The following is a 26,033-nucleotide window of genomic DNA, read 5'->3' on the forward strand; positions in this document are numbered from 1 at the left end:
TGTTTCCGGCTGGATCAGCGCCAGGGCGCCCCCCGCGTGCGCGCCGGTGGCGGGGTATACACTTCGCCGACGCGGCTCCGGGCCGCATTTTTTGTTGGCTCCACGCAAAGGATTCGCAGCCATGGGTGCGCAATGGAAGGCAAAGGGCAAGGCGCTGGTCGCCGATGCCAAGGGCAGGCTTTTTGGCAAGCTGGTCAAGGAAATCATCGTTGCCGCACGCGCGGGGGCGGACCCGGCCGGCAATTCGCGCCTGCGCCTGGCCATCGAGGCGGCGCGCAAGGCGTCCATGCCCAAGGACACGCTGGAGCGAGCGGTCAAGAAAGGCTCGGGCGTGGGCGGCGACGCCGTGAACTACGAGCGCGTGATCTACGAGGGCTTCGCGCCGCACCAGGTGCCGGTGATGGTGGAATGCCTGACCGACAACGTGAACCGCACGGCGCCGGAGATGCGCGTGTGCTTCCGCAAGGGCCAGATGAGCGCCGTGGCCTGGGACTTCGACCACGTGGGCATGATCGAGGGCGAACCCGCGCAGCCCGGCGCCGACGCGGAACTGGCCGCCATCGAGGCCGGCGCGCAGGACTTCGAGCCTGGCGAGGAAGACGGCCAGACGCTGTTCCTGACCGACCCCACGGACCTGGACGCGGTCGCCAAGGCGCTGCCCGAGTTCGGCTTCAAGGTGCTGTCGGCCAAGCTGGGCTACAAGGCCAGGAACCCGGTGAGCATGGCCAGCCTGCCGCCCGAGGCGCAGGAGGAGGTGCAGGCCTTTCTGGCCGGCATAGAGAACAACGACGACGTGCAGAACGTGTTCGTGGGGCTGGTGGATTGATGCACCGGCCTTCTAACGACTAAGCCGCTGAGTCACAGCGGCTTTTTTATCGCCTGGCGGGTTTTACTGTGCAGCCCCATCCTGAATAGTGTGGACACTCGCCCAGCGAGTCGGCGCGCATGGCAGCTGCGCTGAGCGCGCCGTGCTCGACCAGGTCATGGCCTGCACAGTGGCCGGCGACCAGGCCAAAGTGGGTGCCTGGCTGCGCCAACTCGTGGCCCAGACCGGCGCCGACGAGCTGATGATCGGACAGCTCGTATCTACGAGCCCCAAGTGCGCCAGCGCTCGCGCCGCTACGCAGGCCCTGGGCGACTTGCTGACGCAACGAAGCCCTCCACCGAGGCGCTAATCAAGGTCTATGCGGACTACGCCCGCAATTACGACAACGCCAAGCTGCCTTCCGGCAGCCAGTTCAGCGCCTTTGATACGGAGGCCTGGCCGCTTGAGGAGCGGCCCATGCCGCCGCGTGGCTTGCGGCTGCACGCCCCCCGGCGAGGGTATTGAGTACGGCGGATTCGAGTCCTCCTTCCCGCCTTTTGGGGGGTATCTGATATGCAAAATTGGCTTATTTCTGCCGCTGTTTTTTTGCGGGGGGCAAGGCCATAGTTCCATTATTCGAGCGGTACCCAGGGGTAGCACCAGCACCGCTACCACGAGATTCCTATGCCTGATCCCATGCATTCCAACGATAGACAGCCGAAGAAGGTCATACCGATCGTCCCGGAATCCGTTTCGCTTTACGAGGCGCGCAAGAAGATCCAGCCGCGCTCCATCAGCGGGAAGTTCACTTCCTGGCGCTGGATCATGGTATGGGTCACGCAGCTCGTCTTTTACGGGCTGCCGTGGCTGGAGTGGGGCCAGCGCCAAACAGTCCTATTCGACCTGGGGGGCCTGCGTTTCTATCTTTTTGGTCTGGTGCTGTATCCGCAGGATTTCATCTACCTCACAGGGTTGCTGGTCATCTCGGCGCTGGCGTTGTTTCTCTTCACGGCAACGGCCGGGCGGCTATGGTGCGGTTTCGCGTGCCCGCAGACGGTCTATACCGAAATCTTCCTGTGGCTTGAGCGCAGGATTGAAGGCGAGCGAAGCGCTCGCCTGCGCCTTGATGCGAGTGGCTGGACCTTCGAGAAACTCTGGAAGAGAACTGCCAAGCATGGCGCGTGGATCTTTGTCTCGCTGTGGACGGGCTTCACTTTCGTGGGCTACTTCGTGCCGATCCGCCAGCTTGGCGGAGAATTGCTGGCGTTGCGGGGCTGGCAGATTTTCTGGACCTTGTTCTATGGCTTGGCTACCTACGGCAACGCGGGTTTCCTGCGCGAACAGGTATGCAAGTACATGTGTCCCTATGCGCGTTTCCAGAGCGCAATGTTCGACAAGGACACGCTGATCGTCACCTACGACGCGCAGCGGGGGGAGCCGCGCGGTGCCCGAGGCAAGAATGGAGCTCCAGCGGGGCAGGGGGATTGCATCGACTGCACGCTGTGCGTACAGGTTTGCCCGGTGGGGATCGATATCCGTGATGGCCTGCAATACGAATGCATCGGCTGTGGTCTGTGCATCGACGCATGCAACAGCGTGATGGACAAGGTGGGCCTTCCGCTCGGGCTGATCCGCTTGGCGACGACCAATGGCATGGCGGGCCGGTGGAGTTCCGCGCGCATGCTGCGCCGTGTGGTTCGGCCGCGTGTGGTGATGTACACCGCCGTGCTCGTGGCACTGAGCGCTGCAATGATCGTCAGCTTGGCTGCTCGCACCCCGCTCAAGGTGAACGTGGTGCGCGATCGGGCCGCCCTGTCACGCATCGTGCCCGGGGGAAAGCTCGAAAACGTGTATCGCCTGCAGGTCATGAACGCGACCGAGGCGCCGCAGCGTTACCGCATCGGCGCGCGCGGCATCGACGGCATTGAGGTTGCATCCGAGCCTGAGATTGCGGTTGGCGCCACTGAATCGCAGTGGGTAGCCGTGCGGCTGCGCATTCCCTACGGAGCGGCGCCCGAAGGGGCGCACCCCGTGTACTTCGAGGTGGAGTCGCTTGGTCCTGCACTGGCTCGCGTATCCGAAAAGGCCTCGTTCCTGGTGCCGCGATGATCGGCATGCTGTGAAGGAATCATTCCATGTTGGGATTCACCGCGCTTGAGCTGGCACGCATTCAGTTCGGCTTCACCATATCGTTTCACATCGTCTTTCCAGCGATCACTATTGGTCTGGCAAGCTACCTTGCCGTGCTCGAAGGCCTGTGGCTGTGGCGCAAGGACCCGGTGTACCGCGACCTTTACCACTTCTGGTCGCGCATCTTTGCCGTCAATTTCGCGATGGGGGTCGTTTCGGGGCTCGTCATGGCCTACCAGTTCGGCACGAACTGGAGTCACTACTCGTCCTTTGCCGGCAGCATCACGGGTCCTCTGCTGGCCTACGAGGTGTTGACCGCGTTCTTCCTGGAAGCGGGGTTTCTGGGCGTGATGCTCTTTGGCTGGAATAAGGTCGGCTCTGGCCTGCATTTCTTCTCGACCGTGATGGTAGCGCTGGGCACGCTGGTGTCGGCTACCTGGATTCTGGCCTCCAACAGCTGGATGCAGACGCCGCAGGGCTTCGAGATCGTCGACAACGTGGTCGTGCCGGTGAACTGGTTCGAGGTCATCTTCAACCCATCGTTTTCCTACCGGCTGGCGCACATGACGATGGCGGCGTTCATCTCCACCGCGCTCTTCGTCGGCGCGTCGGGCGCCTGGCACCTGCTGCGTGGCAACGACAACCCGTGCGTTCGCACCATGCTCTCGATGGCGCTATGGATGCTGATCGCCGCGGCCCCGTTGCAAATTGCCATTGGCGACATGCACGGGCTGAATACGCTTGAGCACCAGCCTGCCAAGCTTGCCGCGATGGAGGGGCACTGGGAGAACAAGCCTGGTGAAGGCGCGCCGCTCTTGTTGTTCGGCTGGCCGGACATGCAGGCGGAGGCCACACGCTACGCCGTCGAGGTGCCTCGGTTGGGCAGCCTGATCCTCACGCGCTCTTGGGACGGCCAGTACCGTGCGCTCAAGGAGTTTGCGCCCCAGGACAGGCCCAACGTTCTCCTCGTGTTCTGGAGCTTTCGCGTGATGGTGGGGCTGGGCATGCTCATACTGCTGCTGGCACTCTGGGGGGCGTGGCTGCGCTGGCGCGGCCGGCTCTATGGCTCGCAGGCATTCCTGCGCTTCACCGCCTGGATGGGGCCAGCGGGGCTGATCGCCCTGCTTGCAGGCTGGTTCACCACCGAAGTCGGCCGCCAGCCCTGGATCGTCTATGGCGTCCTGCGCACGCAGGATGCCGTGTCCAACCACTCGGCCCAGGTTATGGGCGCCACGCTGATCGTTTTCATCGTCGCCTACTTCGCGGTATTCGGCATAGGGGTGCGCTACATGCTCAAGTTGGTGAGCCAGGGGCCGCAGGCCCACGAAGGTGCGAGCGATGCCGAGGCGCCAGGCCACCGCCCCGCGCGCCCGTTGTCGGCGGCACCGGGTGCGGCTTCGCGAACACACCATCAGGAGGGCTGATCCATGGGTATCGATCTGCCGGTCATCTGGTTTGTCATCATCGTTTTCGGCCTGATGATGTACGTCATCATGGACGGGTTCGACCTAGGCATAGGCATCCTGTTCCCGTTCGTGCGCAACCGCGAGAGCCGGGATGTCATGGTCAATACCGTGGCCCCCGTGTGGGACGGCAACGAGACCTGGCTCGTGCTCGGCGGCGCGAGCCTCATGGCCGCGTTTCCGCTGGCCTATGCAGTGGTGCTCAGTGCGCTCTATCTCCCGCTGCTGCTCATGCTGCTGGGGCTGATCTGGCGTGGCGTGGCATTCGAGTTCCGCTTCAAGGCGGACGAGAGCCACCGGCACTTCTGGGACGTGGCCTTTACGGCCGGCTCCTACATGGCCACCTTTTTCCAGGGCGTGGCCCTGGGCGCATTTCTCAATGGCTTCGAGGTACACAACGGCAACTACATCGGCGGCGCCTTCGACTGGCTCAGCCCGTTCAGCCTGTTCGCGGGGCTGGGGCTGGTCGTGGCCTATGCGCTGCTCGGCGCCACCTGGCTCATCATCAAGACCGAGGGCAGCCTCCACGACCGCATGGTGTCCCTGGCGCGTCCCGTCACGTTGGCGCTGCTGGTGGCCATTGGCATCGTGAGCCTGTGGACACCACTGACCCATCCGGGCATTGCACAGCGCTGGTTCGATTGGCCCAACATCGCGCTCTTTGCGCCGGTGCCGGTGCTTGTCTTGCTCACGGGCTATGGCCTTCTGCGCAGCCTGCGTGGAGGCGATCCCAGTGTTACACCCTTCATGCTCACGCTGTGCCTGCTGTTCCTGGGGTACACCGGGCTGGGCATCAGCGTGTGGCCCCACATCATTCCGCCAGATATCACCATCCATGAGGCTGCGGCACCGCCACAGAGCATGGGATTCGCGCTCGTCGGTGCCTTGCTGATCATCCCGGTCATCCTGACCTACACGGCCTGGTCCTACTATGTGTTTCGGGGCAAGGTGAGGCAAGGGGAGGGCTACCACTGATGGCGTCCTCCACCTCCCGCCGCACTGTGTCCTGGTGGCGGCGCGTGGGCTGGCTTGTGTTGATCTGGGCGGCCAGCGTGGCGGCACTCGCCGTCATGGCCCTGTTTTTTCGTGTACTCATGCGCCTTGCGGGAATGAGCAGCTGAACGGCGAACAGCATCCCTTGCAGAGACTCACTGAACCGCCTGCGGCCATCGACTCTTTCTACATTACGTCGGAAATGCTCAAGGAAATGGACATTTGCATGGCGGAGCTAAGCCGAAGCCGAAGCAGGATACAGGGAAGCCGCAAGCCATCCAAAACGGTGAACTTGCTACGTACGACCAGTGTCCCGGCTTGCATGGTGTCCTGGATCGTCGCCAGCCCTTCAAGGCATAGGCGCCTTCCATCCACGCAGAACACCGACTGATCGAAAGCGACCTTCGTGACTTCTGCTGCCGAGCGTGCATCAAATGCGCGTACGGAGAACCGAATTTCACCGGAAGGAAATACCGACCCCAGAACCTTCAGGGTATGCGCAATGATTCCAGGAAGCAGGTTCAGGCAGATCACTGAGGGTTTCATAGCAGGCCCACGATCAGCGGAACCAGAAGGCTGGTGGCAATCGCATTGAGGCTCATGGCCAACGCTGCGAAGCCAATCGCTGTCTCGCCGATTTGGAAGGCCCGGGCCGTGCCGATCGCGTGGGCGGCGGCTCCCAGCGCGAAGCCGCGCACCATGCCGCTGCGGACGCCGAGCAGGCCGAACAGTCCGCCTGAAAGCACTGCCGCCGCGATCCCCGTCAATGCAACGGCCACGGCACTGAGCGACGCGGCGCCCCCCGTGCTTTCAGCGACTGGCATGGCCACCGGCATAGTGGCCGACTTGGGGGCCAGCGACATCATCAGGGGCCAGTCGGCGTCCAGCAGCCAGGCAATCCCGATCGCCGAAACCACGGCTGTGACCGACCCCGCGAGCAGGGCACCCATGACCGGCCACCAGATGCCTCGCAAGCGTCCCCACTGGCGGTAGAGCGGAAAAGCCAGCGCGACGGTCGCCGGTCCAGCGAGCCAGGAGAGCAGTCCGGTTCCCTCCCGGTACACGCCATACGGGACGTCCATCGCCACTAGCAGGGCCACCACGGTAGCGGCACCCGTCAGAACGGGTAGCAGCAGGCCCCAGCCGCTGCGCTGATATGCCCACAGCGCCACGGCATATGCCGCCACCGTCAGCAGCGTTGCGGCCAGGGCGATCGCGAAGGCCGACGGAGCGATCATCCTGCAGCTCCCTGGCGCTTCAATAGCTTCTGCAGGGTGAGGGCCGTGACCGCCAAGGTCAGTGCCGCGCCAGCCACACAGGCGACGACAAACGGCAGCCAGCCCGTTCTCAACGTCTGGAACTGCTCCATGACGCCAGCCACCGTAGGAATGAAGAACAGCATCATGTGCTTCAGGAGCGGCGTGCTTGCCGCTTCAACGGCGGCCACCAAGCGGCCGAAGCAGGCCAGCACCGCGAGCAGAAGCACCATGCCCACAATGGCTGGAGGTATCGGCAAGTGCAGCCATCGGACGAGCCTGCCGCCTGCAGACAGCAGCGCCGCCAGGACGACGAAGCCCAGCGAGAACTGCAATGTTCTGGAAGCCATCGCGCCTATGCGTAACTCTGTCCTGCTCATATCTCAGTCAACTCCTCGCGCTGGCCGAGGGTGCCCCCTTGGCCGCATAACACCAAACTTGCAGTGTGCCCGCGCAAACAGTGCGTATCAATGACCAGAATCGCCAGAGAAGACCATATCAGACGGTGTCAATATACTGCTGCGGATATCGTGTGGCGCTTGACCAGACCCGTTCTGCCACGGCGTTTCGTTGGAGGATCAACAGGAAGTGAAGCGCTACGAACAATTGGCGGGCGACATTGCGGAATCCATTGCCAACGGCACACTGCCGCCGGGGGCCCGGCTGCCATCCGTGCGCCAGACAACAGCCAACCGAGGGGTCAGTCCTTCCACCGTATTCCAGGCCTACTACCTGCTTGAAGCTCGCGGCCTGATTCAGGCCAGGCCGCGCTCGGGCTACTACGTGGCTTCCGGCGCCGCCGGCGTGTCAGAGCCGGAGCCTTCTCGGCCCAGCGGCGAGCAGCAGGACGTGGAAGTTTCCGAACTGGTCTTCCAGGTTTTGGAGCACATGCGTGACCGCGATCTGATTCCGCTGGGATCCGCCTTTCCCGATCCTTCGCTGTTTCCGCTCGATAAATTGGCGATGGCGCAAAGCAAGGCCATGCGTGGACTTGATCCGTGGCGCACGGTCGAGCATCTGTCGCCGGGCAATCCTGAATTGCGCCGCCAGATCACGCTGCGCTATCTGGCCACGGCCTTCGCCATCGACTCGAACGAACTGATCGTCACCAATGGGGCCATGGAGGCGCTGAACCTGAGCCTCGAAGTGACGACCCGGCCTGGCGACCTGGTGGCGGTCGAGTCCCCGACATTCTACGGTGCCTTGCAGGCTCTGGAGCGGCTCAACTTGCGTGCCATCGAAGTGCCCACCCATCCCCGCACCGGCGTGGACGTGCCTGTGCTGGCGACCATACTGGAGAGGCATCTCGTGAAGGCATGCTGGTTCATGCCCAATTTCCAGAACCCGCTGGGCAGCCTGATGCCCGATGAGGCCAAGCAGGCGCTGGTGCAGTTGCTGGCAGAGCGGCAGATCCCGTTGATCGAGGATGACGTATACGGCGACCTGTATTTCGGGACGCACAAACCCCGGCCCGCCAAGGCGTGGGATACCCAGGGACTGGTGCTGCATTGCAGCTCGTTTTCCAAAACGCTGGCGCCCGGCTACCGCATTGGCTGGGTGGCGGCCGGCCGCTTTGCCGAGGCCATTGCCCGCCGCAAACTGATGAGTTCGCTCGCTGCCGCCGTGCCTTCGCAAGAAGCGCTGTCGCGCTATCTTCAGCAAGGCGGCTACGACCGGCATCTGCGGCGACTGCGGCTCACCTTGCTGGGCAATCGGGCCGCCGCGCTGCGATCCATCGCCAAGCACTTTCCCGCAGGAACGCGGGCCTCGCCACCTGAAGGAGGGTACTTTCTGTGGATCGAGCTGCCGTTGGGCGTCGATGCTCTGGCGTTGCACTGGCTGGCCCTAGCGAACCACGTCAGCAGTGCGCCGGGCCATCTTTTTTCTGCGGATCATCGGTTCCGCCGCCATCTGCGCATCAACTTCGGACAGGCCGACTCTTCGGAACTCGAGATGGCCCTCAAACTCCTGGGGAAGCTCGCAGGATCGCTGGTGCAGCGCACACCGCGCTCCTGAGTCTGGCCCTGGCGATTCGAGTGTTCGATCGGATTTGGCAAAGTTACGCGCCTGGCGCAGAAGGTATTTTTGTGACGGTGGCGCGCTGCTACCGGCGCATGGTACCGGCGTCCTGTCCGAACAGCACCTTCTTCGCCGCCTCGTCCACCGTGGGCGCGGTGTTGATGGTCTGCGCGAGCGCGTAGGCGCGTTCGGTGGCGGGGCGCGCGCGGATGCGCTCGAACCAGGCCTGGAGGTGGGGGAAGTCCGTCAGGTCCTGGCGCTGGCGCTCGTGCGGCACGATCCAGGGGTAGCAGGCCATGTCGGCGATGGAGTATTCGCCCGCGATGTAGTCGCGGCCGCCCGCCAGGTGTTTGTCGAGCACGCCGTACAGGCGCGCGGTTTCCTTCACGTAGCGGTCGATGGCGTAGGGGATCTGCTCGGGCGCGTACTGGCCAAAGTGGTGGTTCTGCCCGGCCATGGGGCCCAGGCCCCCCATCTGCCAGAACAGCCACTGCAGCGCCTCGTTGCGCCCGCGCAGGTCCTGCGGGATGAAGCGGCCGGTCTTGTCGGCCAGGTACAGCAGGATGGCGCCCGATTCGAAGATTGACAGCGGCGCGCCGCCGTCGGCCGGCGCCTGATCCACTATGGCGGGGATGCGGTTGTTGGGCGCGATGCGCAGGAACTCGGGCGCGAACTGCTCGCCGCGGCCGATGTTCACCGGGTGGATGCGGTAGGGCAGGCCCGCTTCCTCCAGGAACAGCGTGATCTTGTGGCCGTTGGGCGTGGTCCAGTAGTACAGGTCGATCATGGGGTGCTCACGAAAAAATAGCTGCCAGCGCTTGTCTGACAGGCACTGAATGCCGATTTGGCTTGAAAATCTACCGCTTCCTGCCGCCCAGGATGCCGCCCAGCACGCCGCGCAGGATCTCCCTGCCCAGGCTGGTGCCCATGGTGCGCACGGCGGACTTGGCCATGGTCTGCACCAGGCCGTCCTTCTTGCCGCCGCGCGGGCCGGTGCTGCCGAACAGTACGTCATTGAGGCCGTCCATCAGCCCACCGTTCTGTGCGCCGGCATTGCCCTGGGCAGCGGCCGCGTTGGTGGCCGCGGCATCGGCGCGGCCGCGCAGCTTCTCGTAGGCCGATTCGCGGTCCACGGCCTGGTCGTAGGCGCCAGCGACGAGCGAGCCCGCGATCAGCGCGCGCCGCTGGCCGTCGGTGATGGGGCCGATCTGGCTGCCCGGCGGCAGCACGTAGACGCGCTCGGTCTCGCTGGGGCGGCCCTTGGGGTCCAGGAAGCTCACGAGCGCCTCGCCCACGGCCAGCTCGGTGATGGCGGCCTCGATGTCCAGGCCCGCCTTGGGGCGCATGGTGGTGGCCGTGGCCTTCACGGCCTTCTGGTCGCGCGGGGTGAAGGCGCGCAGCGCGTGCTGCACGCGGTTGCCCAACTGGCCCAGAACGCTGTCGGGAATGTCCAGCGGGTTCTGCGTCACGAAGTACACGCCCACGCCCTTGGAGCGCACCAGGCGCACCACGAGCTCGATGCGCTCGACGAGCACCTTGGGCGCCTCGTTGAACAGCAGGTGGGCCTCGTCGAAGAAGAACACCAGCTTCGGCTGCTCGGGGTCGCCGATCTCGGGCAGCTGCTCGAACAGGTCCGACAGCATCCACAGCAGGAAGGTGGCGTATAGGCGGGGCGAGTTCATGAGCTTGTCGGCCGCCAAGATGTTGACCACGCCCTTGCCGTCCACGGTCTGCATGAAGTCCTGGATGTTGAGCATGGGCTCGCCGAAGAACCTGTCGCCGCCCTGCGTCTCGATCTGCAGCAGGCCGCGCTGTATGGCGCCCACGCTGGCGCTGCTGATGTTGCCGTACTCGGTGGTGAAGTCCTTGGCGTTGTCGCCCACGTGCTGGAGCATGGCGCGCAGGTCCTTCAGGTCCAGCAGCAGCAGGCCATTGTCGTCGGCGATCTTGAACACCAGGTTGAGCACGCCCAGCTGCGTCTCGTTCAGGTTCAGCATGCGCCCGAGCAGCAGCGGCCCCATGTCGGAGACGGTGGCGCGCACGGGGTGGCCCTGCTCGCCGAACACGTCCCATAGCGTGGTGGGGCAGGCCACGGGCTCGGGCGTCGCCAAGCCGCGGTCGGCCAGCGTCTTGGCGAGCTTGTCGCCTATGCTGCCCTTCTGGCTGATGCCGGTGAGGTCGCCCTTCACGTCGGCCATGAACACGGGCACGCCGATGCGAGAGAACTGCTCGGCCAGGGTCTGCAGCGTCACCGTCTTGCCCGTGCCGGTGGCGCCGGTGATCAGGCCATGGCGGTTGGCCAGGCCCGGCAGCAGGTGGCATTGGGTGGAGTCGCGCTGTGCGATCAGGAGTGGTTCGGCCATGGCAATCCTGTGGATGGGTGAGTCAAAAGTAAAATCCCGGCCGCAAGATTAAATCAATCAAAGGACTCTGCAGTGGCAGGACACAGCAAATGGGCCAACATCCAGCACCGCAAGGGGCGCCAGGATGAAAAGCGCGGAAAAATCTGGACCCGCATCATTCGTGAAATCACGGTTGCCGCCCGCCAGGGCGGGGGCGACCCGGCGGCCAACCCGCGCCTGCGCCTGGCCATCGACAAGGCCAAGGCCGCCAACATGCCGGCTGACCGGATCAAGTACAACATCGACAAGGCCTCGGGCACCCTCGAAGGCATCAACTACGAGGAAATCCGCTACGAAGGCTACGGCATCGGCGGCGCCGCGATCATCGTGGACACCATGACCGACAACCGCGTGCGCACCGTGGCCGAGGTGCGCCACGCCTTCAGCAAGTACGGCGGCAACATGGGCACCGAGGGCTCGGTGGCCTTCCAGTTCAAGCACGCGGGCCAGCTCATCTTCGCCCCCGGCACCAGCGAGGACAAGGTGATGGAGGTGGCGCTGGAAGCCGGCGCCGAGGACGTGGTCACCGACGACGACGGCGCCATCGAGGTGCTGACCGCCCCCGGCGACTTCGAGGCCGTGAAGAACGCGCTGGAGGCCCGGGGCCTGAAGGCCGAGGTGGCCGAGGTGACCATGCGCCCCGAGAACACCGTCGCCCTCGAAGGCGATGACGCCGCGCGCATGCAGAAGCTCCTGGACGTGATCGAGGACCTCGACGACGTGCAAGAGGTCTATCACAACGCAGAACTATGAAGATCCTGGTCATTGGCGGCGGCGGCCGGGAACACGCACTGGCCTGGAAGCTCAGCCAGTCCCCCCGGACCACCAAGGTCTACGTGGCGCCGGGCAACGGCGGCACGGCCCTGTCGCCCAGGTACGAGAACCTGCCCATCACCGACGTGGTGGCGCTGCGCGAATGGGCGCAGGCCAACAAGATCGGCTTGACCGTGGTCGGCCCCGAGGCACCGCTGGCCGCGGGCGTGGTGGACGAGTTCCGCGCGCACGGCCTGCGCATCTTCGGCCCCACGAAGGCCGCCGCGCAGCTGGAGAGCTCCAAGGCCTTCTCCAAGGCCTTCATGCGCCGCCATGGCATCCCCACGGCGGACTACGACACCTTCACCGACCCGGCCGCGGCCCATGCCTTCGTGGACCGCCTGGGCGCGCCCATCGTCGTCAAGGCCGACGGCCTGGCCGCCGGTAAGGGCGTGGTGGTGGCGATGACGCTGCAGGAGGCCCACGATGCCGTGGACTTCATGTTGGTGGACAACAAGTACGGCGTGACGCACAACGAAGGCGGCGCGCGCGTGGTGATCGAGGAGTTCCTCGAGGGCGAGGAAGCCTCCTTCATCGTGCTGTGCGACGGCAAGAACGTGCTGGCCCTGGCCACCAGCCAGGACCACAAGCGCCTGAAGGACGGCGACCAGGGCCCGAACACGGGTGGCATGGGCGCCTACTCGCCCGCGCCGGTGGTCACGGCCGACGTGCACGCGCGCGCCATGCGCGAGGTCATCCTGCCCACCGTGCGCGGCATGGAGAAGGACGGCATCCCCTACACGGGTTTCCTGTACGCCGGCCTGATGATCGACGCCACGGGCCACCCCAAGACGCTGGAGTTCAACTGCCGCATGGGCGACCCCGAGACCCAGCCCATCCTGATGCGCCTGAAAAGCGACCTCGTCGAGGTGCTGGGCGCGGCCGTGGACGGCAGGCTCGACCAGGTCGAGCTGCAATGGGACCGCCGCACGGCGCTGGGCGTGGTCATGGCCGCGCACGGCTACCCCGACAGCCCGCGCAAGGGCGATGCGATCACCGGCCTGCCCCAGGACGAGGACGACGCCATGGTGTTCCATGCCGGCACGCAGCTCGGCGATGACGGCGTGGTGCGCACCAGCGGCGGGCGCGTGCTGTGCGTGACGGCCCTGGCCGACAACGTGAAACAGGCGCAACAGCGCGTGTACGACGTGGCGCGCGGCATCTACTTCGACGGCGCGCAGTACCGCCGCGACATCGGCCACCGCGCCGTGAAGGGCGGCTGATGGCGCAGGCACTCAACCCCGCCGCCACCGCGGCCCGGGTGCGCGGCTATCTCGAAGGCCTGCAGGCGCGCATCACCGGCGCGCTGGAAGAGGTCGAAGGCGAGGGCGGCGCGCGTTTTCGATCCGACGCCTGGCGGCGCGAGGCCGGCTCGCCCCTGCAGGGCGACGGCATCACGCGCATCCTGGAGGGCGGGCGCGTGTTCGAGCGCGCCGGCTGCGGCTTCAGCCACGTGAGCGGCCCGCAGCTGCCGCCCTCGGCCACGCAGCACCGGCCCGAACTGGCCGGTGCGCCGTTCGAGGCCATGGGCGTGTCGCTCGTCTTCCACCCGCGCAACCCCTACGTGCCCACCGTGCACATGAACGTGCGCATGATCGCCGCGGGGGATGCCTGCTGGTTCGGCGGCGGCATGGACCTGACGCCGTACTACGGGTTCGAGGAGGACGCGGTGCACTTCCACCGCGCCTGCCGCGACGCCCTGGCACCCTTCGGCGAAGGCCAGTACCCGCGCTTCAAGACCTGGTGCGACGAATACTTCTTCCTCAAGCACCGGGGCGAGCAGCGTGGCGTGGGCGGCATCTTCTTCGACGACTTCTCCGAGCTCGGCTTCGAGCAGAGCCTGGCCATGACGCAGAGCGTGGGCGACGCCTTCCTCGGCGCCTACCTGCCCATCGTGCAGCGGCGCATGGACATGCCCTGGGGCGAGCGCGAGCGCGACTTCCAGCTCTACCGCCGCGGGCGCTACGTGGAATTCAACCTCGTCTGGGACCGGGGCACGCACTTCGGCCTGCAGTCGGGCGGGCGCACCGAGTCCATCCTGCTGTCTATGCCGCCGCTGGCCGCGTGGAGCTACCAGCGCGAGAGCGAGCCCGGCTCGCCCGAGGCCGAGCTCACCGCGCGCTTCCTGCAGCGCCGCGACTGGGTTTGATACTCTTGTTTCGATAGCTGCCAGCGCTTATCCTGTAAGCGCCAGAGCCCAATTTCATTCACATACACACTGAAGACCGCCCGATGACCACCACCAGCAAATCGGAATCCGCCGCCAAGAAAGACGTCACCAAGCTCCAGCGCGCCATCGTCGATGGACTGGAGGACGTCAAGGCGCAAGACATCCAGGTCTTCAACACCGAGTACCTCTCGCCGCTGTTCGAGCGCGTGATCGTCGCCACCGGCGGCTCCAACCGCCAGACCAAGGCGCTGGCTTCCAGCGTGCGCGACGCCGTGCGCGAGGCGGGCTTCCCCAAGCCGCGCACCGAGGGCGAGGACAATGGCGAGTGGATCATCGTGGACTGCGGCCAGGCCGTGGCCCACATCATGCAGCCCGCCATCCGCCAGTACTACCGCCTGGAGGAGATCTGGGGCGAGAAGCCCGTGCGCATGAAGCTCGGCGCGGCCAAGCCGCGCAAGATCACGGCGTCGGAGGACGCGAGCGCCGCCCCGGCAAAGAAGGCCGCCGCGAAAAAGGCGCCCGCAAAGACGGCGCCTGCCAAGGCGGCGGCCAAGGCCCCTGCAGCCAAGAAGGCCGCACCCGCCGCAAAGAAGCCGGCTGCGAAGAAGCCGGCCGCCAAGAAGGCAGCCGTGAAGACCGTGGTTGTCAACAAGCCCGTGGCGAAGAAGGCTACGGCCAAGGCGCCCGCGAAGAAGGCAGCCGCGAAAGCGCCCGCGCGCAAGGCCCCGGCGCGCAAGGGCTGATGAAGCTGCTCATCGTCGCCGTGGGCCAGCGCGTGCCCGACTGGGCCGCGAGCGCCTACGAGGACTATGCCAAGCGCTTTCCGCCCGAGCTCAAGGTCGAGTTCAAGGCGGTCAAGACCGAGCCGCGCGGCTCCAAGACCCTGGAGACGCTGTATGCCGCCGAGCGCGAGCGCATCGAGGCCGCCATCCCGCGCGGCGCGCGCGTGGTGGCGCTGGACGAACGCGGCACCAGCCTGACCACCAAGGCACTGGCCGAGCGCCTCAAGGGCTGGCAGCTGGCCGGCGACGACGTGGCCCTGGTCATCGGCGGGCCCGACGGGCTCGACCCCGCGTTCCGCCAGGCCGCGCACGAGCGCATACGCCTGTCGGACCTGACGCTGCCGCACGCCATGGTGCGCGTGCTGCTCATAGAGCAGCTGTACCGCGCCTGGTCGGTGAACGCGGGCCATCCCTATCACCGGGAATGATATTTTTTGATAGCTGCCGACGCTTGCCGGACGGGCATCAAGGCCCGATTTTCCCAAAATAGCTGCAATGGCCGATTTCATCTACCTCGCCTCGCAAAGCCCGCGCCGGCGCCAGCTGCTGGAGCAGTTGGGCGTACGCCACGAACTGCTGTTGCCCGGCCCCGACGAGGATGCGGAAGGCCTGGAGGCCGTGCAGCCCGGCGAGTCCCCGGCCGTCTACGTGCAGCGCGTGACCGCGCTCAAGCTCGACGCCGCCGTCCTGCGCCATGCGCGCCGCGGCCTGGCGCCAGCGCCCATCCTGTGCTCGGACACCACGGTGGCGCTGGACGGCCGCATCTACGGCAAGCCCGAGGGCGCGCAGGACGCCGCGCGCATGCTGTCCGAGCTGGCGGGCCGCGAGCACCAGGTGCTCACCGCCGTGGCGCTGCAAGCGGGCGCGCGGCGCCTGGCGGCGCTGTCGGTCTCGCGCGTGCGCTTCGCCGCAATGACGCCGGCACAGATCGCCGCCTACGTGGCCAGCGGCGAGCCCATTGGCAAGGCCGGCGCCTATGCCATCCAGGGGCCGGCGGCGCAATACGTGGAGAACATGGACGGCAGCTACACCGGCATCATGGGGCTGCCCCTGTTCGAGACGGCCGGCCTGTTGCGCGAGGCCGGGGTGCTGCGCGACTGATATGCCTATTGCAGCGTGTGGCTGGCCAGCCGCGCTGCGTTGGGGATGTGGATGTCGCGCTTGTCGATGCGTATCAGGCCAGCCTCTTCGAGCTCGTGCAGCACGCGCGAGAAATATTCGGGCGTGATGGACAGGCGCGAGGCGATGGTGGCCTTGCTCACGGGCAGGGACACGTTGAGCGCGACGGCTTCCCTGCAATCGGCGTGGCCGCTGCTGGACCCGTCCTCGGGCAGCGAGTGCAGCAGGTAGCCGATCACGCGCTGCATGCCGCTGTGCAGCGAGTAGGCCTGCACGTCGTGCACCAGGCCGTGCAGGCGGCGCGAGATGCCCGCGAGCATGTGCATGGCAAAGCGCGGGTCGTCCTCGATCTCGCGCACCACGGCCGCCTTGCCCACGCTGAGCACCAGCGCGTCGGCCAGCGCCTGGGCGTTGATGATGTAGGGCTTGTCGGTGAACATCAGCGCCTCGGCGAAGCTCACGCCGGGGCCGGCGAGCTCGATCACCTTCTCCTGGCCCGTGGGCGAGATGGCGAACAGCTTGATCTGCCCGGTCACGGTGACATGGAATTCCTCACAGGGCATGCCCACGCGAAAGACGGTGTCCCCGCGCGCATAGCGGCGCAGACGGCAGCCCGTGGCCAGCCGCTGCAGCTCGGCAGGCGTCATTTCCTGGAACAGCGGCAGGGCGGCAAGATAACGCGGGATGTCGAATTGCTGGATGTCCATGGCGCGAGATTATTGTTGGTAATAACCCGTATTGGTGGGAAATATTTGTGCATTTCCATGACACCTGTCAATCAGGCGGCGATTTGCACCCAGGGCATGGCCGCAGGAGCCGGCATGCGTGCCGGCAGGGCGTCAGTCCGGCATGGGCGCCGGACTGCGGTGTCTGAATGCCGGTCCACCCCGGGGCGCGAGCCGGTGGGCGGCCGTCAGTGCGACGTACCTTCGCTGCGGGTGATCTTGTTCCACACGTTGTATTTGCCCACCGGCTTGGCCATGGGCAGGCGCTTGACTTCCCGGAAGGTGGCAGCGTCGTAGACGATGAGGGCGCCGTCCATTTCCCAGACGCTGGCCAGCGCGTAGCGGCCGTCGCGCGTGAACTCGATGTGGGCGAGCGTCTTGCCCGGCTCGCGTACCTCGGCCACGGGCTCCAGGGTGCGCTTGTCGATGATGGTGAGTCGGTCCTTGGCGTCCTTGCTCATCATCGAGTCGGTCCAGGCGTAGGGCGTGTTTTCGTGGCTGCGCATGAAGAAGCCGGCGCCGGGCGTGGGGATGGTGCGCAGGTTCTTCCAGCTGCGCATGTCGATCACGTCCACGCCCGTACCGCCCAGGTTCGGGCTGGCGAGCACGGTGGTGCCGCGCCACGCGAAGGTGATGCCCGAGCCCAGGTGCGGCATGCCGGCGATGGGCAGGTCGGCGATCTTGCGGCGCACGTCCAGGTTCACCACCTGGGCGCTGGCGGCCTCGGACTTGCCGGCCTGGGGGCGGGTGGCGCCCAGCACGTGGCGGTAGCCCTGGTCGAAGAAGAAGTCGTCCAGCGGCTCGGACAGCGGCGTGCGGCGCACGCCCAGGTAGCCGGGCTTGGCGATCGCCTCGCCCATCTTGTAGTCGTGCACCAGGCCGTCGTAGATGGGTGCGGCCTGCTTGTCGTAGGAGATCTCCCAGAGCTCCGGGATGTCCTTGAGCGCCACGACGAAGCTGTTCCTGGGCGCGGCGTCGTAGACGGCGGAGACGCGCGAGCTCGCCTTGCCGTCGAGCGTGGCGGCCTCGTAGGTCTTGACCAGGTTGAGGTCGGCGTCGAACAGCGCCAGGCTGTGCGGCAGGTAGTTGGCCGCCATGACCCAGCGTCCGTCGCCGCTGACGGCCACGTTGCGCATGTTCAGGCCGGCGCGCACCTCGGCCACCACCTGCAGGCGCCACAGGTCGTACTTGGTGATCCAGCCGTCGCGCGAGCCGAAGAACACGTAGCGCCCGTCGGGCGTGAACTTCGGCCCGCCGTGCAGCGCGTAGCGGCTGGCGAAGCGCGTGATGACGGTGAAGCGGTCGCCGTCGAGCAGCGAGACATGGTGGTCGCCGCCCTCGACGACCACGAACAGGTTCATCGGGTCGGCGTCCCACTTGGGTTTCACGGGCTCGTCCGCCGGCAGCGGGGTGGCGATGCGCGAGGCGCGGATGTCGGCCTCGCCCCAGCGCGGCGCGGGCACCACCGGGGTGCGCACCCAGTCCGCCAGGGCCTGGATCTCGGCGCCCGAGAGCTGGCCGGCATAGCCCGCCATCTGCGTGGCCTGGCGGCCCTCGCGAATGACGCGCAGCACCTCGGCGGGGCGGGTGCGCTCCAGGCTTTCGGGCAGCAGCGCCGGGCCCATCAGGCCGGTGCGCTGCGCGCCATGGCAGCTGGCGCAATGCTGCTGGTACAGGGCGGGGGCATCCGGGGCCTGGGCGCGAGCGGCAGTGTGCAGGGGGCCGGCGAGGGCCAGGGCGAGGATGGCGGCAGCGCGCAGGGCAGGGCAGGGCAGGTCAGGCATGGGCGATTTCGATCGTGCGGCCGGTGCGGCGCTTGGCAACGGGTTCGAACGGCGTGGAGGCGGCGCCGACTTCGGCGTCGGTCAGGTAGCAGCCCGGGTCTTCGAACCAGAAGTCGCCCGTAAGCTGCTGGGCGCGCACGCGCGTGTTGCCGTTGCAGATGGCCAGGTGCCTGCAGCCGCCGCAGCGGCCCTGCACCGGGCGCGGGCGCTGCTTGAGGCCGGCCATCAGCGGGTCGCTGACGTCGTTCCAGATCTCGGAGAAGGGGCGGTCGCGCACGCAGCCCAGGTCGTGGTGCCACCACATGGTGTCGGGGTGCACGTGGCCCAGGTTATCGATGTTGGCGATCTGCTGGCCGCTGGCGTTGCCGCCCCAGGCCACGAGGCGCTGGCGCAGCGGCTCTTCCCACTGCGGCAGGTGCTGGCGCACCCATTGCAGCAGGTAGGGGCCGTCGGCGTCGTTGTTGCCGCTCACGTAGTCGTCCATGCTGCCGGCCTGCGCGGCGGCCCAGGCGCGGTCGAACAGCATGTCCATGGCCGCGCGCGTGGCCTGGTGCCGGGCGTCCTTGTCGCGGTGGATGTTGCCGCGCCCGGCGTAGTTCAGGTGCGAGAAGTAGAACTTGTGCGCGCCCACCTCCTGCATCAGGTCGAGCAGGGCGGGCAGGTCGTGGCCGTTCATGGCCGTCATCGTGTAGCGCAGGCCTACTTTCACGCCCACCTCGTCGAGGTGGCCGATGGCGGCCAGGCTGCGGTCGAACGCGCCTTCGAGGCGGCGGAACTTGTCGTGCGTGGCCTTCAGGCCGTCGAGGCTGATGCCCACGTAGTCGAAGCCGGCATCGGCGATGCGCCGCGCCATGGGCGCGTCGATCAGCGTGCCGTTGGTCGACAGGCCGGTGTAGAAGCCCATCTGCCGCGCGCGCGCGGAGATCTCGAAGATGTCGGCGCGCAGCAGCGGCTCGCCCCCCGAGAGGATGAGCGCCGGCACGCCGAAGGCCTTGAGGTCGTCCATCACCGTGAACACCTCCGAAAGCGACAGCTCGCCCGCGTAGTCGTGGTCGGCGGACAAGGCGTAGCAATGCTTGCAGGTCAGGTTGCAGCGGCGGATCAGGTTCCAGATGACGACCGGGCCGCGCGCCTTGCGGTCCTTGGTGATAGGGTATTCGCCTGTGGCTTGCGCCTGCGCGAGTTCGCGCATGTATTGGCTGATGCGAAACATGGTCAGTCCTTCAAACGCAGGCCGGTCTTTTTCAGGATGGCCGTGGAGTACAGGATATCGTGCCCGCGGCAGGCGTCGCCCAGCAGGGCCACAATGTCCTGTGCCTGGTGCTCCACGGCCTCGCGGCTGGTGCCGTGCAGCATGGCGAAAAGGTTGTAGGGCCAGCCGGGCAGGTGGCGCGGACGGCGGTAGCAGTGCGATACGCCAGGCAACTGTGCCACCAGCGGGCCGAGTTCGGAGACGCGCTCGTCGGCCACGTCCCACACGCTCATGCCGTTGGCGGTGTAGCCCAGGCGGTAGTGGTTGGGCACAGCGCCGATGCGGCGGATCAGCCCCTGCGCCAGCATCTGCGCCAGGCGTTCGCGCACCTGCTCGCCGGGCACGCCGAGCATGGCGCCCACGGCCTCGTAGGGGCGGGCCACCAGGGGCAGGCCGCCCTGGGTGGCGGCGATCAGCGCGCGGTCAAAGGCATCCAGCGCCATGGCGTTCTCCGGTCTGGGGCAGGGCGGGCAGGCGCAGCTCGACGAAATACTCCTCTTCCTTGGGGAAGGCGAAGACTTCGAGTCCCACCGCGTCCTGGATGCGGGCGATGGCGTCCTGGGCCAGCGCGGGCGATTCGGCGGCGACGACGAACCACATGTTCAGCCGGTGCGTGCGCCGGTAGTTGTGCGCCACCTCGGGAAAGCTGTTCACCACGGCGTTCACCACGTCGAAGCGCTCCTCGGGCACGGCGAGCGCCGCGAGCACGAACTGGCCGCCGGCGCGCTCGATCTGGAAGAGCGGGCCAAAGCGCGTGAGCACGCCCTGGGCCAGCAGCTGGTGCAGGCGCTCGATGACGCGCTCCTCGCTCCAGCCGAGCTGCTCGCCCACGGCGGCGAAAGGCCGGTCCACGAGCGGGAAACCGCCATGCAGATGGTCGATCAGGCGGGCGTCTTCGGGCGTGAGCATGCAGCGCTCCTTCTGGTGGATGGGCAGGGTGCGGGGCATGGCAGGCGGGGTGAAGCGGCGTGCGCCGGTCTGCTTGAAGCGGCGCAGCGAAAACAGCATGGCCTGGGGCTTGTCCGCCAGGCCGGCCTGGGCCACGGCGCGCGCGACGGTGGCGCGCACGCTGTCGCGGTCGCGCCCGTGCACCATGCAGTACAGGTTGTAGGGCCAGTCGCGGGTGCGCGCGCGCTGGTAGGCCAGGGTCACGCCCGGCACCCTGGCCAGGGCCTCGCCGCAGGCGTCCACCTCGCCCTTGGGCACGTCGAACACCGTCATGGCGTTGGCCGTGAAGCCGAGTTCATGGTGGCGCACCACCACGCCGAAGCGGCTCACGGTGCGCTCGTCGAGCCAGCGCTGCAGGGTGTGCAGCACGGCCTCCACGGGCTGCTGCAGTTGCTCGGCCCAATGGTCGTAGGGCCGCTGCACCAAGGGCAGGCCCCGCTCGGCCAGGGCCGCCAGGGGCTGGTCGTGCGCCTGCAGCGGCGTTTGCGCCCAGTGGGTGGCGCCGCTTGAGGGCGACTGGCTGGCGCGCAGGTCGAAGCCGGTGTCGATGCGGTAGGGCCGCAGCATGGGCAGGCGCTGCACGGGCAGGCCGGTATCCATCTCGATGCCGCGCAGCAGTTCTTCGACCTGCGCGGCGTCGGGCCCGGTGGCCACGAACCACAGGTTGGTGGTGTGCTCGCGCTCGTAGTTGTGGTTGACGCCGGCGTGGCTGGAGACGATGGCGGCGACGGCCTCGAGCCGCTCGGGCGGCACGGCCATGGCGGCCAGCAGCGACGTGCCGCCCGCACCGGGGGCAAACACCGCCCCGATGCGGCTCAGGCTGCCCTGGCGCTGCAGGCGCTGGTAGCGGGACAGGACGTCCTCGGCGTCCATGCACAGGCGCTCGCCGATCACGGCAAAGGGCTCGCGGCACAGGGGAAAGCCGCGCTGCCAGGGGTTGAGCAGGGCCAGGTCGAGGTGGTGCTGCGCGGTGTGCACGGCTCAGAACCCCATGCGCTGGGCACGTGCGGTGAAGAAGATGCCGCTGGGCGCATCCACGGCCAGGCTGGCCTGCAGCTGCCGGGTGTGCGTGTCGTACACCTGCACGCGGTCGTCGTCGCGGCAGCTGATCCACACCGACTCGCCGCGCGGCGTGAACTCCATATGCAGCACGGCCTTGCCGGGGGCAATGGTGTCGATCACCTGCCCGCTGGGCGTGTCGATGACCTGCACGCGGTTGTAGTCCGGCACCGAGAAGTTGACCCACACCTGGCGGCCATCGGGGCGCGCCATGACGAACACGGGCTGGCCGGCGACGGGAATGCGGCCGACCTCGGCCCAGGTGGCGGTATCGACGACCAGCACCTCATGGCGGCCGATGGCGGGTAGGTAGGCACGCCCCCCGGCCATGGCCCAGCCGCGCAGGTGGGGCATCTTGTAGACGGGCAGGGGCTTTTCGCCGCGCCCGTAGCCCGCCAGGATGCGGCGCGCGCGCGGCGTGGCATCCCACAGATCTACCATGGCCAGGCCGTCTTCGCCGAACAGGCCGGCGATGTAGTGGCGTCCGTTGGGCGAGAGCAGGGCGTCGTAGGGCTGGCGGCCGATGCCTGCCAGCGTGGTGACCTGAGGCTTCCTCGGGTTGCTGCAGTCGGCGATGCAGATGGCCTCGGCGTCGAACAGGCTGTAGATGAAGCGGCGCTGGGGCAGGTCGGCCAGGCCCACGACGCGCGAGCGCTCGCCATTGGGCATGAGGGCGGGGATGTCGGAGAGCAGCTCCAGCGTGGCCGCGTCGAACACCTTGATGCCGCCGGGCGTGTAGTTCTGCGCCACGACCAGGCTGCCGTCGGCGCTGATGGCGCCGCCGATCGAGTTGCCCGCCTGCATCACGCGGTGGGTGATGCGCTGCTCCAGGATGTCCACGCGGGTCAGGGCCCCGTCGCGGCCGAAGACGTAGGCGAAGCGCTCGTCGCGCGAGAACACCACCGAGGCGTGGGAGAGGTCGCCCAGGCCCTCGACGCGGCCCATGGCCTCGCGCCGGCTGGTGTTGACGAGGGTGAGCGCGCCTTGTGCGCGCTCTATGACCACGCCCAGGTCGCCAGTGCCCAGCAGGGCGGGGGCCTTGGACGTGGCGGAGGATGCGGAGGTGGCTGCGCAGCCGCCTGCCAGCAGCGGGGCCGCGGCGGCGAACGACAGCAGGGAGCGCCTTTTCATGGGGCTTGGCTCCTCATTTCTTCGGGGAAACCGCTGGCCAGCTGCTGAGCGATCCACAGGGCCTCCGTGCCGCTGAGCAGTGCGCTCCAGGGCGGCATGGGCGTGCCGGGGATGCCGTGGATGATGACGGCGGCCAGGTATTCGGGAGGCTTGGCGGCCAGGGCCTGGCGCGTGAGCGCCGGGCCCAGGCCTCCGGTGAGACGCATGCCATGGCACGAGCCGCAGTCCTGCCGCACCATGCGCACCAGCTGTGCGGCGCGCTCGGGCGCGGGGGCGGCGGCGAGCGTTTGCGCGCCCGCCGCCGCCGCTGCGAGCGCCAGAGTGAGGGAGAGGAATGCGTTGCGTGCCATGGCGAAGTCCCGGGTTACGGCATCAATAGACGTCGTGCTGCGTGTTGTACACGTTGAAGTGGCCGGTCGGCGTGATCAGGCGCGGGTCCTTGATCACCTTCTTGAGCTTGAGCGTCTTGTCGTCCACGACGACCAGGGCGCTGGCCTTGTCCTTGGCGGACCACACGGCGAACCACACTTCGTCACCTGCCTTGTTGTACTCGGGCTGGGTCACGCGCTTGGCGCCGCCGTCGTTGGGCAGATCGGCCCATTCGGCGATGGGCAGCGTCTTGTAGCCCTTGTCCAGGTTGTTGATGTCGAACACCACCACCGCCTGCGAGACCTTCGGATCGGGGTTCAGCGGTGCGTCGGACCACAGGTTCTTGGACTTGGGGTGGGTCTTGATGAACAGGGCGCCGCCGCCAGGGCCGGTGAGCTTGGCCACTTCCTTGAAGGCGTACTGCTTGTTCTTCTTGGGGTCGGTGCCGATGAGCGAGATGGTCTCGTCGCCCAGGTGGCCCGTGGCCCACACCGGACCGTACTTCGGATGGATGAAGTTGGCGCCGCGGCCGGGGTGGGGAATCTTGCCCACTTCGGTCAGGCCCGCGAGCTTGCCGTCCTTGGCGTCGATCGCAGCAACCTTGTTGCTGTTGTTGGCCGCCACCATGAAGTAGCGCTTGGACGAGTCCCAGCCACCGTCGTGCAGGAATGGCGCCGAGCCGATCTCGGTCATCTTGAGCGCATTCAGGTTGGAGTAGTCAACCATCATCGTCTTGCCCGTCTCCTTGACGTTCACAACGAACTCGGGCTTGTAGTGCGAGGCCACGATGGAGGCCACGCGCGGCTCGGGGTGGTATTCCTGCGTGCCCACGACCATGCCGCGCGTGGAGACGATCTTCAGCGGCTCCAGCGTGTTGCCGTCCATGATGGTGAACTGTGGCGGCCAGTAGGAGCCGGCGATGGCCAGCTTGTCCTCGTAGCCCTTGAACTTGGAGGTGTCGACCGAGCGTGCCTCCAGGCCTACGCGGATCTCGGCCACGTTGTCGGGCTTTTCCATCCACAGGTCGATCATGTTGATCTTGGCGTCGCGGCCGATCACGAACAGGTAGCGCCCCGAGGCCGACATGCGCGAGATGTGCACCGCGTAGCCGGTCTTGACGATGTTGATGATCTCCTTGGTGTCGCCGTCGATCAGCGCCACCTCGCCCGTGTCGCGCAGCGTGGTGGAGAAGAGGTTGTCGATGTTGTACTTGTTCATCTTCTTCGTCGGACGCTTCTCCGGCGGGATGATGACCTTCCAGGTGTTCTTGGCGTCGGCAAGGCTCCACTCGGGCGGTGTGGGAGGGTCCTGCTGGATGTAGCGGGCCATCAGGTCGACCTGCTTCTCATCCATTTCGCCGGAGGTCAGCCAGTTGGGCATACCGGCGGGCGAGCCGTAGGCGATGAAGACCTTGAGGTAATCCGTGCCCTTGGCCAGAGTGATGTCGGGAGTCAGCGGCTTGCCGGTGGCACCCTTGCGCAGCACGCCGTGGCAGCCCGCGCAGCGCTCGAAGTAGATCTTGCGAGCCAGGTCGAACTCCGCCTGCGTCATCGGCGGGGCCTTGGGGTTCATGCTCTGGTACATGGGCTCGTTGACCAAGGGCGAACTGCCTGCCTGGTAGTTCTTTTCGGCCTCGGATACGGGCTTGCTGCCTTGCGCCATTGCTGTGGCCGACACCAGGGTGGCGGCCGCAAGCGCAACCAGCCTGGCAATCCTCTTTGCTGTCATTGTGGGTCCTCTGCGTCGCGGATCAGCGCTTGGGTGGCCCCTGCGGATGCAAGGGACCATCTCGCGAGGTCGCTGTCCATTCCCCTCTTTGTGCGAGTGACCATATCGTCGCCGCGGACATTGCAAACTGTCCTTGAACTGGTTCAAGGACGGGCGTGGTGTGGTCTTTGAACAATAGAGCCCACCCCACGATCAGCCAAGAAAGGCCGACATGAGCTTCATAGAAGATGCACGCTGGTTCACCGCCGCACCCGCCGCGGGCGCGCCTGGCATGCCCACTCCCCCGGGGCGCGTGACCCTGGTAGGCGCCGGACCGGGCGATCCGGAACTGCTCACCTTGCGCGCGGTCAAGGCCTTGCGCGGCGCCCGCCTGGTGCTCTACGACCATCTGGTCGGCAAGGAGGTGCTGCGCTACGTGGCCGAGGATGCCGACCTGATCTACGTGGGCAAGGAGTCCTCGCACCACACGCTGCCCCAGGAGTCCATCATCGACCTCATGGTGCGCCTGGCGCGCAGCGGGCGCAACTTGGTGCGCCTCAAGGGCGGCGATGGCTTCATCTTCGGACGCGGCGGTGAGGAGGCTCAGGCCCTGGCCGAGGCCGGCATCGCCTTCGACGTGGTGCCCGGCATCACGGCCGCCCAGGGGGCGGGTGCCTGCGCCGGCATCCCCCTGACGCACCGTGACCACGCGGCCACGCTGGTGTTCGCCACCGGCCATCTGCGCGGCGACAACGAGGTGGCGCTGGACTGGGAGGCGCTGGCCCGCCCGCGCCAGACCGTGGTGATCTACATGGGCATGGGCACGCTGCCCGTGATCTGCGAGCAGCTCGTGCGCCACGGCCTGCCCGCCAGCATGCCTGCGGCCCTGGTGGAGCAGGCGTCGCTGCCCGGCCAGCGCTGCATCACCGGCACGCTGCAGGAATTGCCCGCCCTGGCGCAGCAGCACCGGGTGCGGCCGCCGGCGCTCATCGTAGTGGGCGAGGTGGTGGCGCTGCAGCCGCAGCTGATGCGGGGCATGCAGGCGGCAACGATGCTGTGAAACAGCCCGCTTGGGGATAGTCATCCGGCCCGTGGCGCGGGCTGGT

At 67.0% G+C, this 26,033-nt stretch carries 27 protein-coding genes and 1 pseudogene; 14 read left to right on the plus strand and 14 right to left on the minus strand.

Translation table 11 applies throughout. The annotated features are described in order from the left end of the window. Positions 1–121 precede the first annotated feature (121 nt). From ALIDE2_RS11595 to ALIDE2_RS24420, 6 genes are all read left to right on the plus strand, one after another. Positions 122–826: a YebC/PmpR family DNA-binding transcriptional regulator gene (locus ALIDE2_RS11595; RefSeq protein WP_013518971.1), complete on the plus strand. Its 705-nt coding sequence runs from the start codon at positions 122–124 to the stop codon at positions 824–826. 142 nt (positions 827–968) lie between these two features. Beyond that, positions 969–1,175 (plus strand): hypothetical protein, encoded by a 207-nt coding sequence (locus ALIDE2_RS25280; protein WP_041700847.1) that lies wholly within the window; start codon positions 969–971, stop codon positions 1,173–1,175. Positions 1,176–1,501: 326 nt separating this feature from the next. Next, positions 1,502–2,914, plus strand: a complete 1,413-nt coding sequence (gene ccoG, locus ALIDE2_RS11605; RefSeq protein WP_041700848.1) for a cytochrome c oxidase accessory protein CcoG — start codon at positions 1,502–1,504, stop codon at positions 2,912–2,914. Between the two features lie 26 nt (positions 2,915–2,940). Continuing rightward, positions 2,941–4,359, plus strand: coding sequence for a cytochrome ubiquinol oxidase subunit I (locus ALIDE2_RS11610; protein WP_013722145.1), 1,419 nt, complete (start codon positions 2,941–2,943; stop codon positions 4,357–4,359). 3 nt (positions 4,360–4,362) lie between these two features. After that, a complete protein-coding gene (gene cydB / locus ALIDE2_RS11615; protein WP_013518974.1) occupies positions 4,363–5,373 on the plus strand; it encodes a cytochrome d ubiquinol oxidase subunit II in 1,011 nt (336 codons plus the stop codon). After that, positions 5,373–5,519 carry a DUF2474 domain-containing protein gene (locus ALIDE2_RS24420; RefSeq protein ID WP_013518975.1) on the plus strand — a complete coding sequence of 49 codons (147 nt, stop codon included), beginning with the start codon at positions 5,373–5,375 and terminating at the stop codon, positions 5,517–5,519. The genes cydB and ALIDE2_RS24420 overlap by 1 nt, the downstream gene beginning before the upstream one ends. 58 nt (positions 5,520–5,577) lie before the next feature. Here the strand turns inward: ALIDE2_RS24420 and ALIDE2_RS11620 are convergent, their stop codons facing one another. Genes ALIDE2_RS11620 through ALIDE2_RS11630 form a run of 3 tightly spaced genes read right to left on the minus strand, consistent with a single transcriptional unit; the run spans position 5,578 to position 7,027 of the window. Continuing rightward, positions 5,578–5,925 carry a hypothetical protein gene (locus tag ALIDE2_RS11620; RefSeq protein WP_041700849.1) on the minus strand — a complete coding sequence of 116 codons (348 nt, stop codon included), beginning with the start codon at positions 5,923–5,925 and terminating at the stop codon, positions 5,578–5,580. 8 nt (positions 5,926–5,933) lie between these two features. Next, positions 5,934–6,629, minus strand: a complete 696-nt coding sequence (locus ALIDE2_RS11625) for an LrgB family protein (protein WP_013722146.1) — start codon at positions 6,627–6,629, stop codon at positions 5,934–5,936. Next, positions 6,626–7,027 carry a CidA/LrgA family protein gene (locus tag ALIDE2_RS11630; RefSeq protein ID WP_013722147.1) on the minus strand — a complete coding sequence of 134 codons (402 nt, stop codon included), beginning with the start codon at positions 7,025–7,027 and terminating at the stop codon, positions 6,626–6,628. The genes ALIDE2_RS11625 and ALIDE2_RS11630 overlap by 4 nt, the downstream gene beginning before the upstream one ends. A 208-nt stretch (positions 7,028–7,235) precedes the next feature. On the opposite strand from ALIDE2_RS11630, the gene ALIDE2_RS11635 reads away from it, so the two are divergent. Continuing rightward, entirely contained in the window at positions 7,236–8,663 is a 1,428-nt protein-coding gene (locus tag ALIDE2_RS11635; RefSeq protein ID WP_013518978.1) for an aminotransferase-like domain-containing protein, read from the plus strand. Positions 8,664–8,751: 88 nt separating this feature from the next. On the opposite strand, the gene ALIDE2_RS11640 is transcribed toward ALIDE2_RS11635, so the two are convergent. Together ALIDE2_RS11640 and ALIDE2_RS11645 are read right to left on the minus strand one after the other, a co-directional pair. Beyond that, a complete protein-coding gene (locus ALIDE2_RS11640) occupies positions 8,752–9,453 on the minus strand; it encodes a glutathione binding-like protein (RefSeq protein WP_013518979.1) in 702 nt (233 codons plus the stop codon). A gap of 70 nt (positions 9,454–9,523) precedes the next feature. Continuing rightward, the gene (locus tag ALIDE2_RS11645) at positions 9,524–11,029 is read right to left on the minus strand and encodes a helicase HerA-like domain-containing protein (protein ID WP_013518980.1); all 1,506 of its coding nucleotides are present in this window, start codon (positions 11,027–11,029) and stop codon (positions 9,524–9,526) included. Positions 11,030–11,101: 72 nt separating this feature from the next. Here ALIDE2_RS11645 and ALIDE2_RS11650 point away from each other — a divergent pair, with 72 nt between their 5' ends. The 6 genes from ALIDE2_RS11650 to ALIDE2_RS11675 all read left to right on the plus strand — a co-directional run bounded on the left by ALIDE2_RS11650 (position 11,102) and on the right by ALIDE2_RS11675 (position 15,934). Then, on the plus strand, positions 11,102–11,821 hold the full coding sequence (locus tag ALIDE2_RS11650) for a YebC/PmpR family DNA-binding transcriptional regulator (RefSeq protein WP_013518981.1): 720 nt from the start codon (positions 11,102–11,104) through the stop codon (positions 11,819–11,821). After that, positions 11,818–13,104: a phosphoribosylamine--glycine ligase gene (gene purD / locus ALIDE2_RS11655; RefSeq protein ID WP_013518982.1), complete on the plus strand. Its 1,287-nt coding sequence runs from the start codon at positions 11,818–11,820 to the stop codon at positions 13,102–13,104. The genes ALIDE2_RS11650 and purD overlap by 4 nt, the downstream gene beginning before the upstream one ends. Then, complete coding sequence (gene hemF, locus ALIDE2_RS11660; protein ID WP_013722148.1) at positions 13,104–14,030, plus strand: oxygen-dependent coproporphyrinogen oxidase; 927 nt, start codon at positions 13,104–13,106, stop codon at positions 14,028–14,030. Before purD ends, hemF begins: the two co-directional genes overlap by 1 nt. 83 nt (positions 14,031–14,113) lie before the next feature. After that, entirely contained in the window at positions 14,114–14,794 is a 681-nt protein-coding gene (gene rsfS / locus ALIDE2_RS11665; RefSeq protein WP_013722149.1) for a ribosome silencing factor, read from the plus strand. After that, positions 14,794–15,261: a 23S rRNA (pseudouridine(1915)-N(3))-methyltransferase RlmH gene (rlmH, locus tag ALIDE2_RS11670; protein ID WP_013722150.1), complete on the plus strand. Its 468-nt coding sequence runs from the start codon at positions 14,794–14,796 to the stop codon at positions 15,259–15,261. The genes rsfS and rlmH overlap by 1 nt, the downstream gene beginning before the upstream one ends. 67 nt (positions 15,262–15,328) lie before the next feature. Then, complete coding sequence (locus ALIDE2_RS11675; protein ID WP_013518986.1) at positions 15,329–15,934, plus strand: Maf family protein; 606 nt, start codon at positions 15,329–15,331, stop codon at positions 15,932–15,934. A 5-nt stretch (positions 15,935–15,939) separates the two neighbouring features. Here the strand turns inward: ALIDE2_RS11675 and ALIDE2_RS11680 are convergent, their stop codons facing one another. From ALIDE2_RS11680 to ALIDE2_RS11715, 9 genes and pseudogenes are all read right to left on the minus strand, one after another. Next, positions 15,940–16,659, minus strand: a complete 720-nt coding sequence (locus ALIDE2_RS11680; RefSeq protein ID WP_013518987.1) for a Crp/Fnr family transcriptional regulator — start codon at positions 16,657–16,659, stop codon at positions 15,940–15,942. Positions 16,660–16,865: 206 nt separating this feature from the next. After that, a complete protein-coding gene (locus ALIDE2_RS11685) occupies positions 16,866–18,461 on the minus strand; it encodes a nitrite reductase (protein ID WP_013722151.1) in 1,596 nt (531 codons plus the stop codon). Further along, on the minus strand, positions 18,454–19,674 hold the full coding sequence (gene nirJ, locus ALIDE2_RS11690) for a heme d1 biosynthesis radical SAM protein NirJ (protein WP_013518989.1): 1,221 nt from the start codon (positions 19,672–19,674) through the stop codon (positions 18,454–18,456). The genes ALIDE2_RS11685 and nirJ overlap by 8 nt, the downstream gene beginning before the upstream one ends. A gap of 2 nt (positions 19,675–19,676) precedes the next feature. Then, positions 19,677–20,156, minus strand: coding sequence for a siroheme decarboxylase subunit beta (gene ahbB / locus ALIDE2_RS11695; protein ID WP_013518990.1), 480 nt, complete (start codon positions 20,154–20,156; stop codon positions 19,677–19,679). Then, a complete protein-coding gene (locus ALIDE2_RS25440; protein ID WP_238530146.1) occupies positions 20,137–20,622 on the minus strand; it encodes an Lrp/AsnC family transcriptional regulator in 486 nt (161 codons plus the stop codon). The genes ahbB (ALIDE2_RS11695) and ALIDE2_RS25440 overlap by 20 nt, the downstream gene beginning before the upstream one ends. A 117-nt stretch (positions 20,623–20,739) precedes the next feature. Next, positions 20,740–21,639 (minus strand): annotated as a pseudogene (ahbB, locus tag ALIDE2_RS25445) (siroheme decarboxylase subunit beta); the annotation flags it as partial. 3 nt (positions 21,640–21,642) lie between these two features. Further along, positions 21,643–22,851, minus strand: coding sequence for a cytochrome D1 domain-containing protein (locus ALIDE2_RS11705; protein WP_013722153.1), 1,209 nt, complete (start codon positions 22,849–22,851; stop codon positions 21,643–21,645). Continuing rightward, complete coding sequence (locus ALIDE2_RS11710) at positions 22,848–23,201, minus strand: c-type cytochrome (protein WP_013518993.1); 354 nt, start codon at positions 23,199–23,201, stop codon at positions 22,848–22,850. The genes ALIDE2_RS11705 and ALIDE2_RS11710 overlap by 4 nt, the downstream gene beginning before the upstream one ends. A gap of 22 nt (positions 23,202–23,223) precedes the next feature. Further along, on the minus strand, positions 23,224–24,948 hold the full coding sequence (locus tag ALIDE2_RS11715) for a nitrite reductase (protein ID WP_013518994.1): 1,725 nt from the start codon (positions 24,946–24,948) through the stop codon (positions 23,224–23,226). 211 nt (positions 24,949–25,159) lie between these two features. On the opposite strand from ALIDE2_RS11715, the gene cobA reads away from it, so the two are divergent. After that, the gene (gene cobA / locus ALIDE2_RS11720; protein ID WP_013518995.1) at positions 25,160–25,987 is read left to right on the plus strand and encodes a uroporphyrinogen-III C-methyltransferase; all 828 of its coding nucleotides are present in this window, start codon (positions 25,160–25,162) and stop codon (positions 25,985–25,987) included. Positions 25,988–26,033: the final 46 nt, after the last annotated feature.

Source organism: Alicycliphilus denitrificans K601 (assembly GCF_000204645.1).
Lineage (GTDB): Bacteria > Pseudomonadota > Gammaproteobacteria > Burkholderiales > Burkholderiaceae_C > Alicycliphilus > Alicycliphilus denitrificans.

Excerpts from the sequence above, each read along its gene's own strand:
- ALIDE2_RS11595 (WP_013518971.1), top strand. The coding sequence starts at position 122 with ATGGGTGCGCAATGGAAGGCAAAGGGCAAGGCGCTGGTCGCCGATGCC.
- ccoG (WP_041700848.1), top strand. The coding sequence starts at position 1,502 with ATGCATTCCAACGATAGACAGCCGAAGAAGGTCATACCGATCGTCCCG.
- ALIDE2_RS11610 (WP_013722145.1), top strand. The coding sequence starts at position 2,941 with ATGTTGGGATTCACCGCGCTTGAGCTGGCACGCATTCAGTTCGGCTTC.
- cydB (WP_013518974.1), top strand. The coding sequence starts at position 4,363 with ATGGGTATCGATCTGCCGGTCATCTGGTTTGTCATCATCGTTTTCGGC.
- ALIDE2_RS24420 (WP_013518975.1), top strand. The coding sequence starts at position 5,373 with ATGGCGTCCTCCACCTCCCGCCGCACTGTGTCCTGGTGGCGGCGCGTG.
- ALIDE2_RS11625 (WP_013722146.1), bottom strand. The coding sequence starts at position 6,629 with ATGATCGCTCCGTCGGCCTTCGCGATCGCCCTGGCCGCAACGCTGCTG.
- ALIDE2_RS11630 (WP_013722147.1), bottom strand. The coding sequence starts at position 7,027 with ATGAGCAGGACAGAGTTACGCATAGGCGCGATGGCTTCCAGAACATTG.
- ALIDE2_RS11640 (WP_013518979.1), bottom strand. The coding sequence starts at position 9,453 with ATGATCGACCTGTACTACTGGACCACGCCCAACGGCCACAAGATCACG.
- ALIDE2_RS11645 (WP_013518980.1), bottom strand. The coding sequence starts at position 11,029 with ATGGCCGAACCACTCCTGATCGCACAGCGCGACTCCACCCAATGCCAC.
- purD (WP_013518982.1), top strand. The coding sequence starts at position 11,818 with ATGAAGATCCTGGTCATTGGCGGCGGCGGCCGGGAACACGCACTGGCC.
- hemF (WP_013722148.1), top strand. The coding sequence starts at position 13,104 with ATGGCGCAGGCACTCAACCCCGCCGCCACCGCGGCCCGGGTGCGCGGC.
- rsfS (WP_013722149.1), top strand. The coding sequence starts at position 14,114 with ATGACCACCACCAGCAAATCGGAATCCGCCGCCAAGAAAGACGTCACC.
- rlmH (WP_013722150.1), top strand. The coding sequence starts at position 14,794 with ATGAAGCTGCTCATCGTCGCCGTGGGCCAGCGCGTGCCCGACTGGGCC.
- ALIDE2_RS11675 (WP_013518986.1), top strand. The coding sequence starts at position 15,329 with ATGGCCGATTTCATCTACCTCGCCTCGCAAAGCCCGCGCCGGCGCCAG.
- ALIDE2_RS11680 (WP_013518987.1), bottom strand. The coding sequence starts at position 16,659 with ATGGACATCCAGCAATTCGACATCCCGCGTTATCTTGCCGCCCTGCCG.
- ALIDE2_RS11685 (WP_013722151.1), bottom strand. The coding sequence starts at position 18,461 with ATGCCTGACCTGCCCTGCCCTGCCCTGCGCGCTGCCGCCATCCTCGCC.
- nirJ (WP_013518989.1), bottom strand. The coding sequence starts at position 19,674 with ATGTTTCGCATCAGCCAATACATGCGCGAACTCGCGCAGGCGCAAGCC.
- ahbB (WP_013518990.1), bottom strand. The coding sequence starts at position 20,156 with ATGGCGCTGGATGCCTTTGACCGCGCGCTGATCGCCGCCACCCAGGGC.
- ALIDE2_RS25440 (WP_238530146.1), bottom strand. The coding sequence starts at position 20,622 with ATGCTCACGCCCGAAGACGCCCGCCTGATCGACCATCTGCATGGCGGT.
- ALIDE2_RS11705 (WP_013722153.1), bottom strand. The coding sequence starts at position 22,851 with ATGAAAAGGCGCTCCCTGCTGTCGTTCGCCGCCGCGGCCCCGCTGCTG.
- ALIDE2_RS11710 (WP_013518993.1), bottom strand. The coding sequence starts at position 23,201 with ATGGCACGCAACGCATTCCTCTCCCTCACTCTGGCGCTCGCAGCGGCG.
- ALIDE2_RS11715 (WP_013518994.1), bottom strand. The coding sequence starts at position 24,948 with ATGACAGCAAAGAGGATTGCCAGGCTGGTTGCGCTTGCGGCCGCCACC.
- cobA (WP_013518995.1), top strand. The coding sequence starts at position 25,160 with ATGAGCTTCATAGAAGATGCACGCTGGTTCACCGCCGCACCCGCCGCG.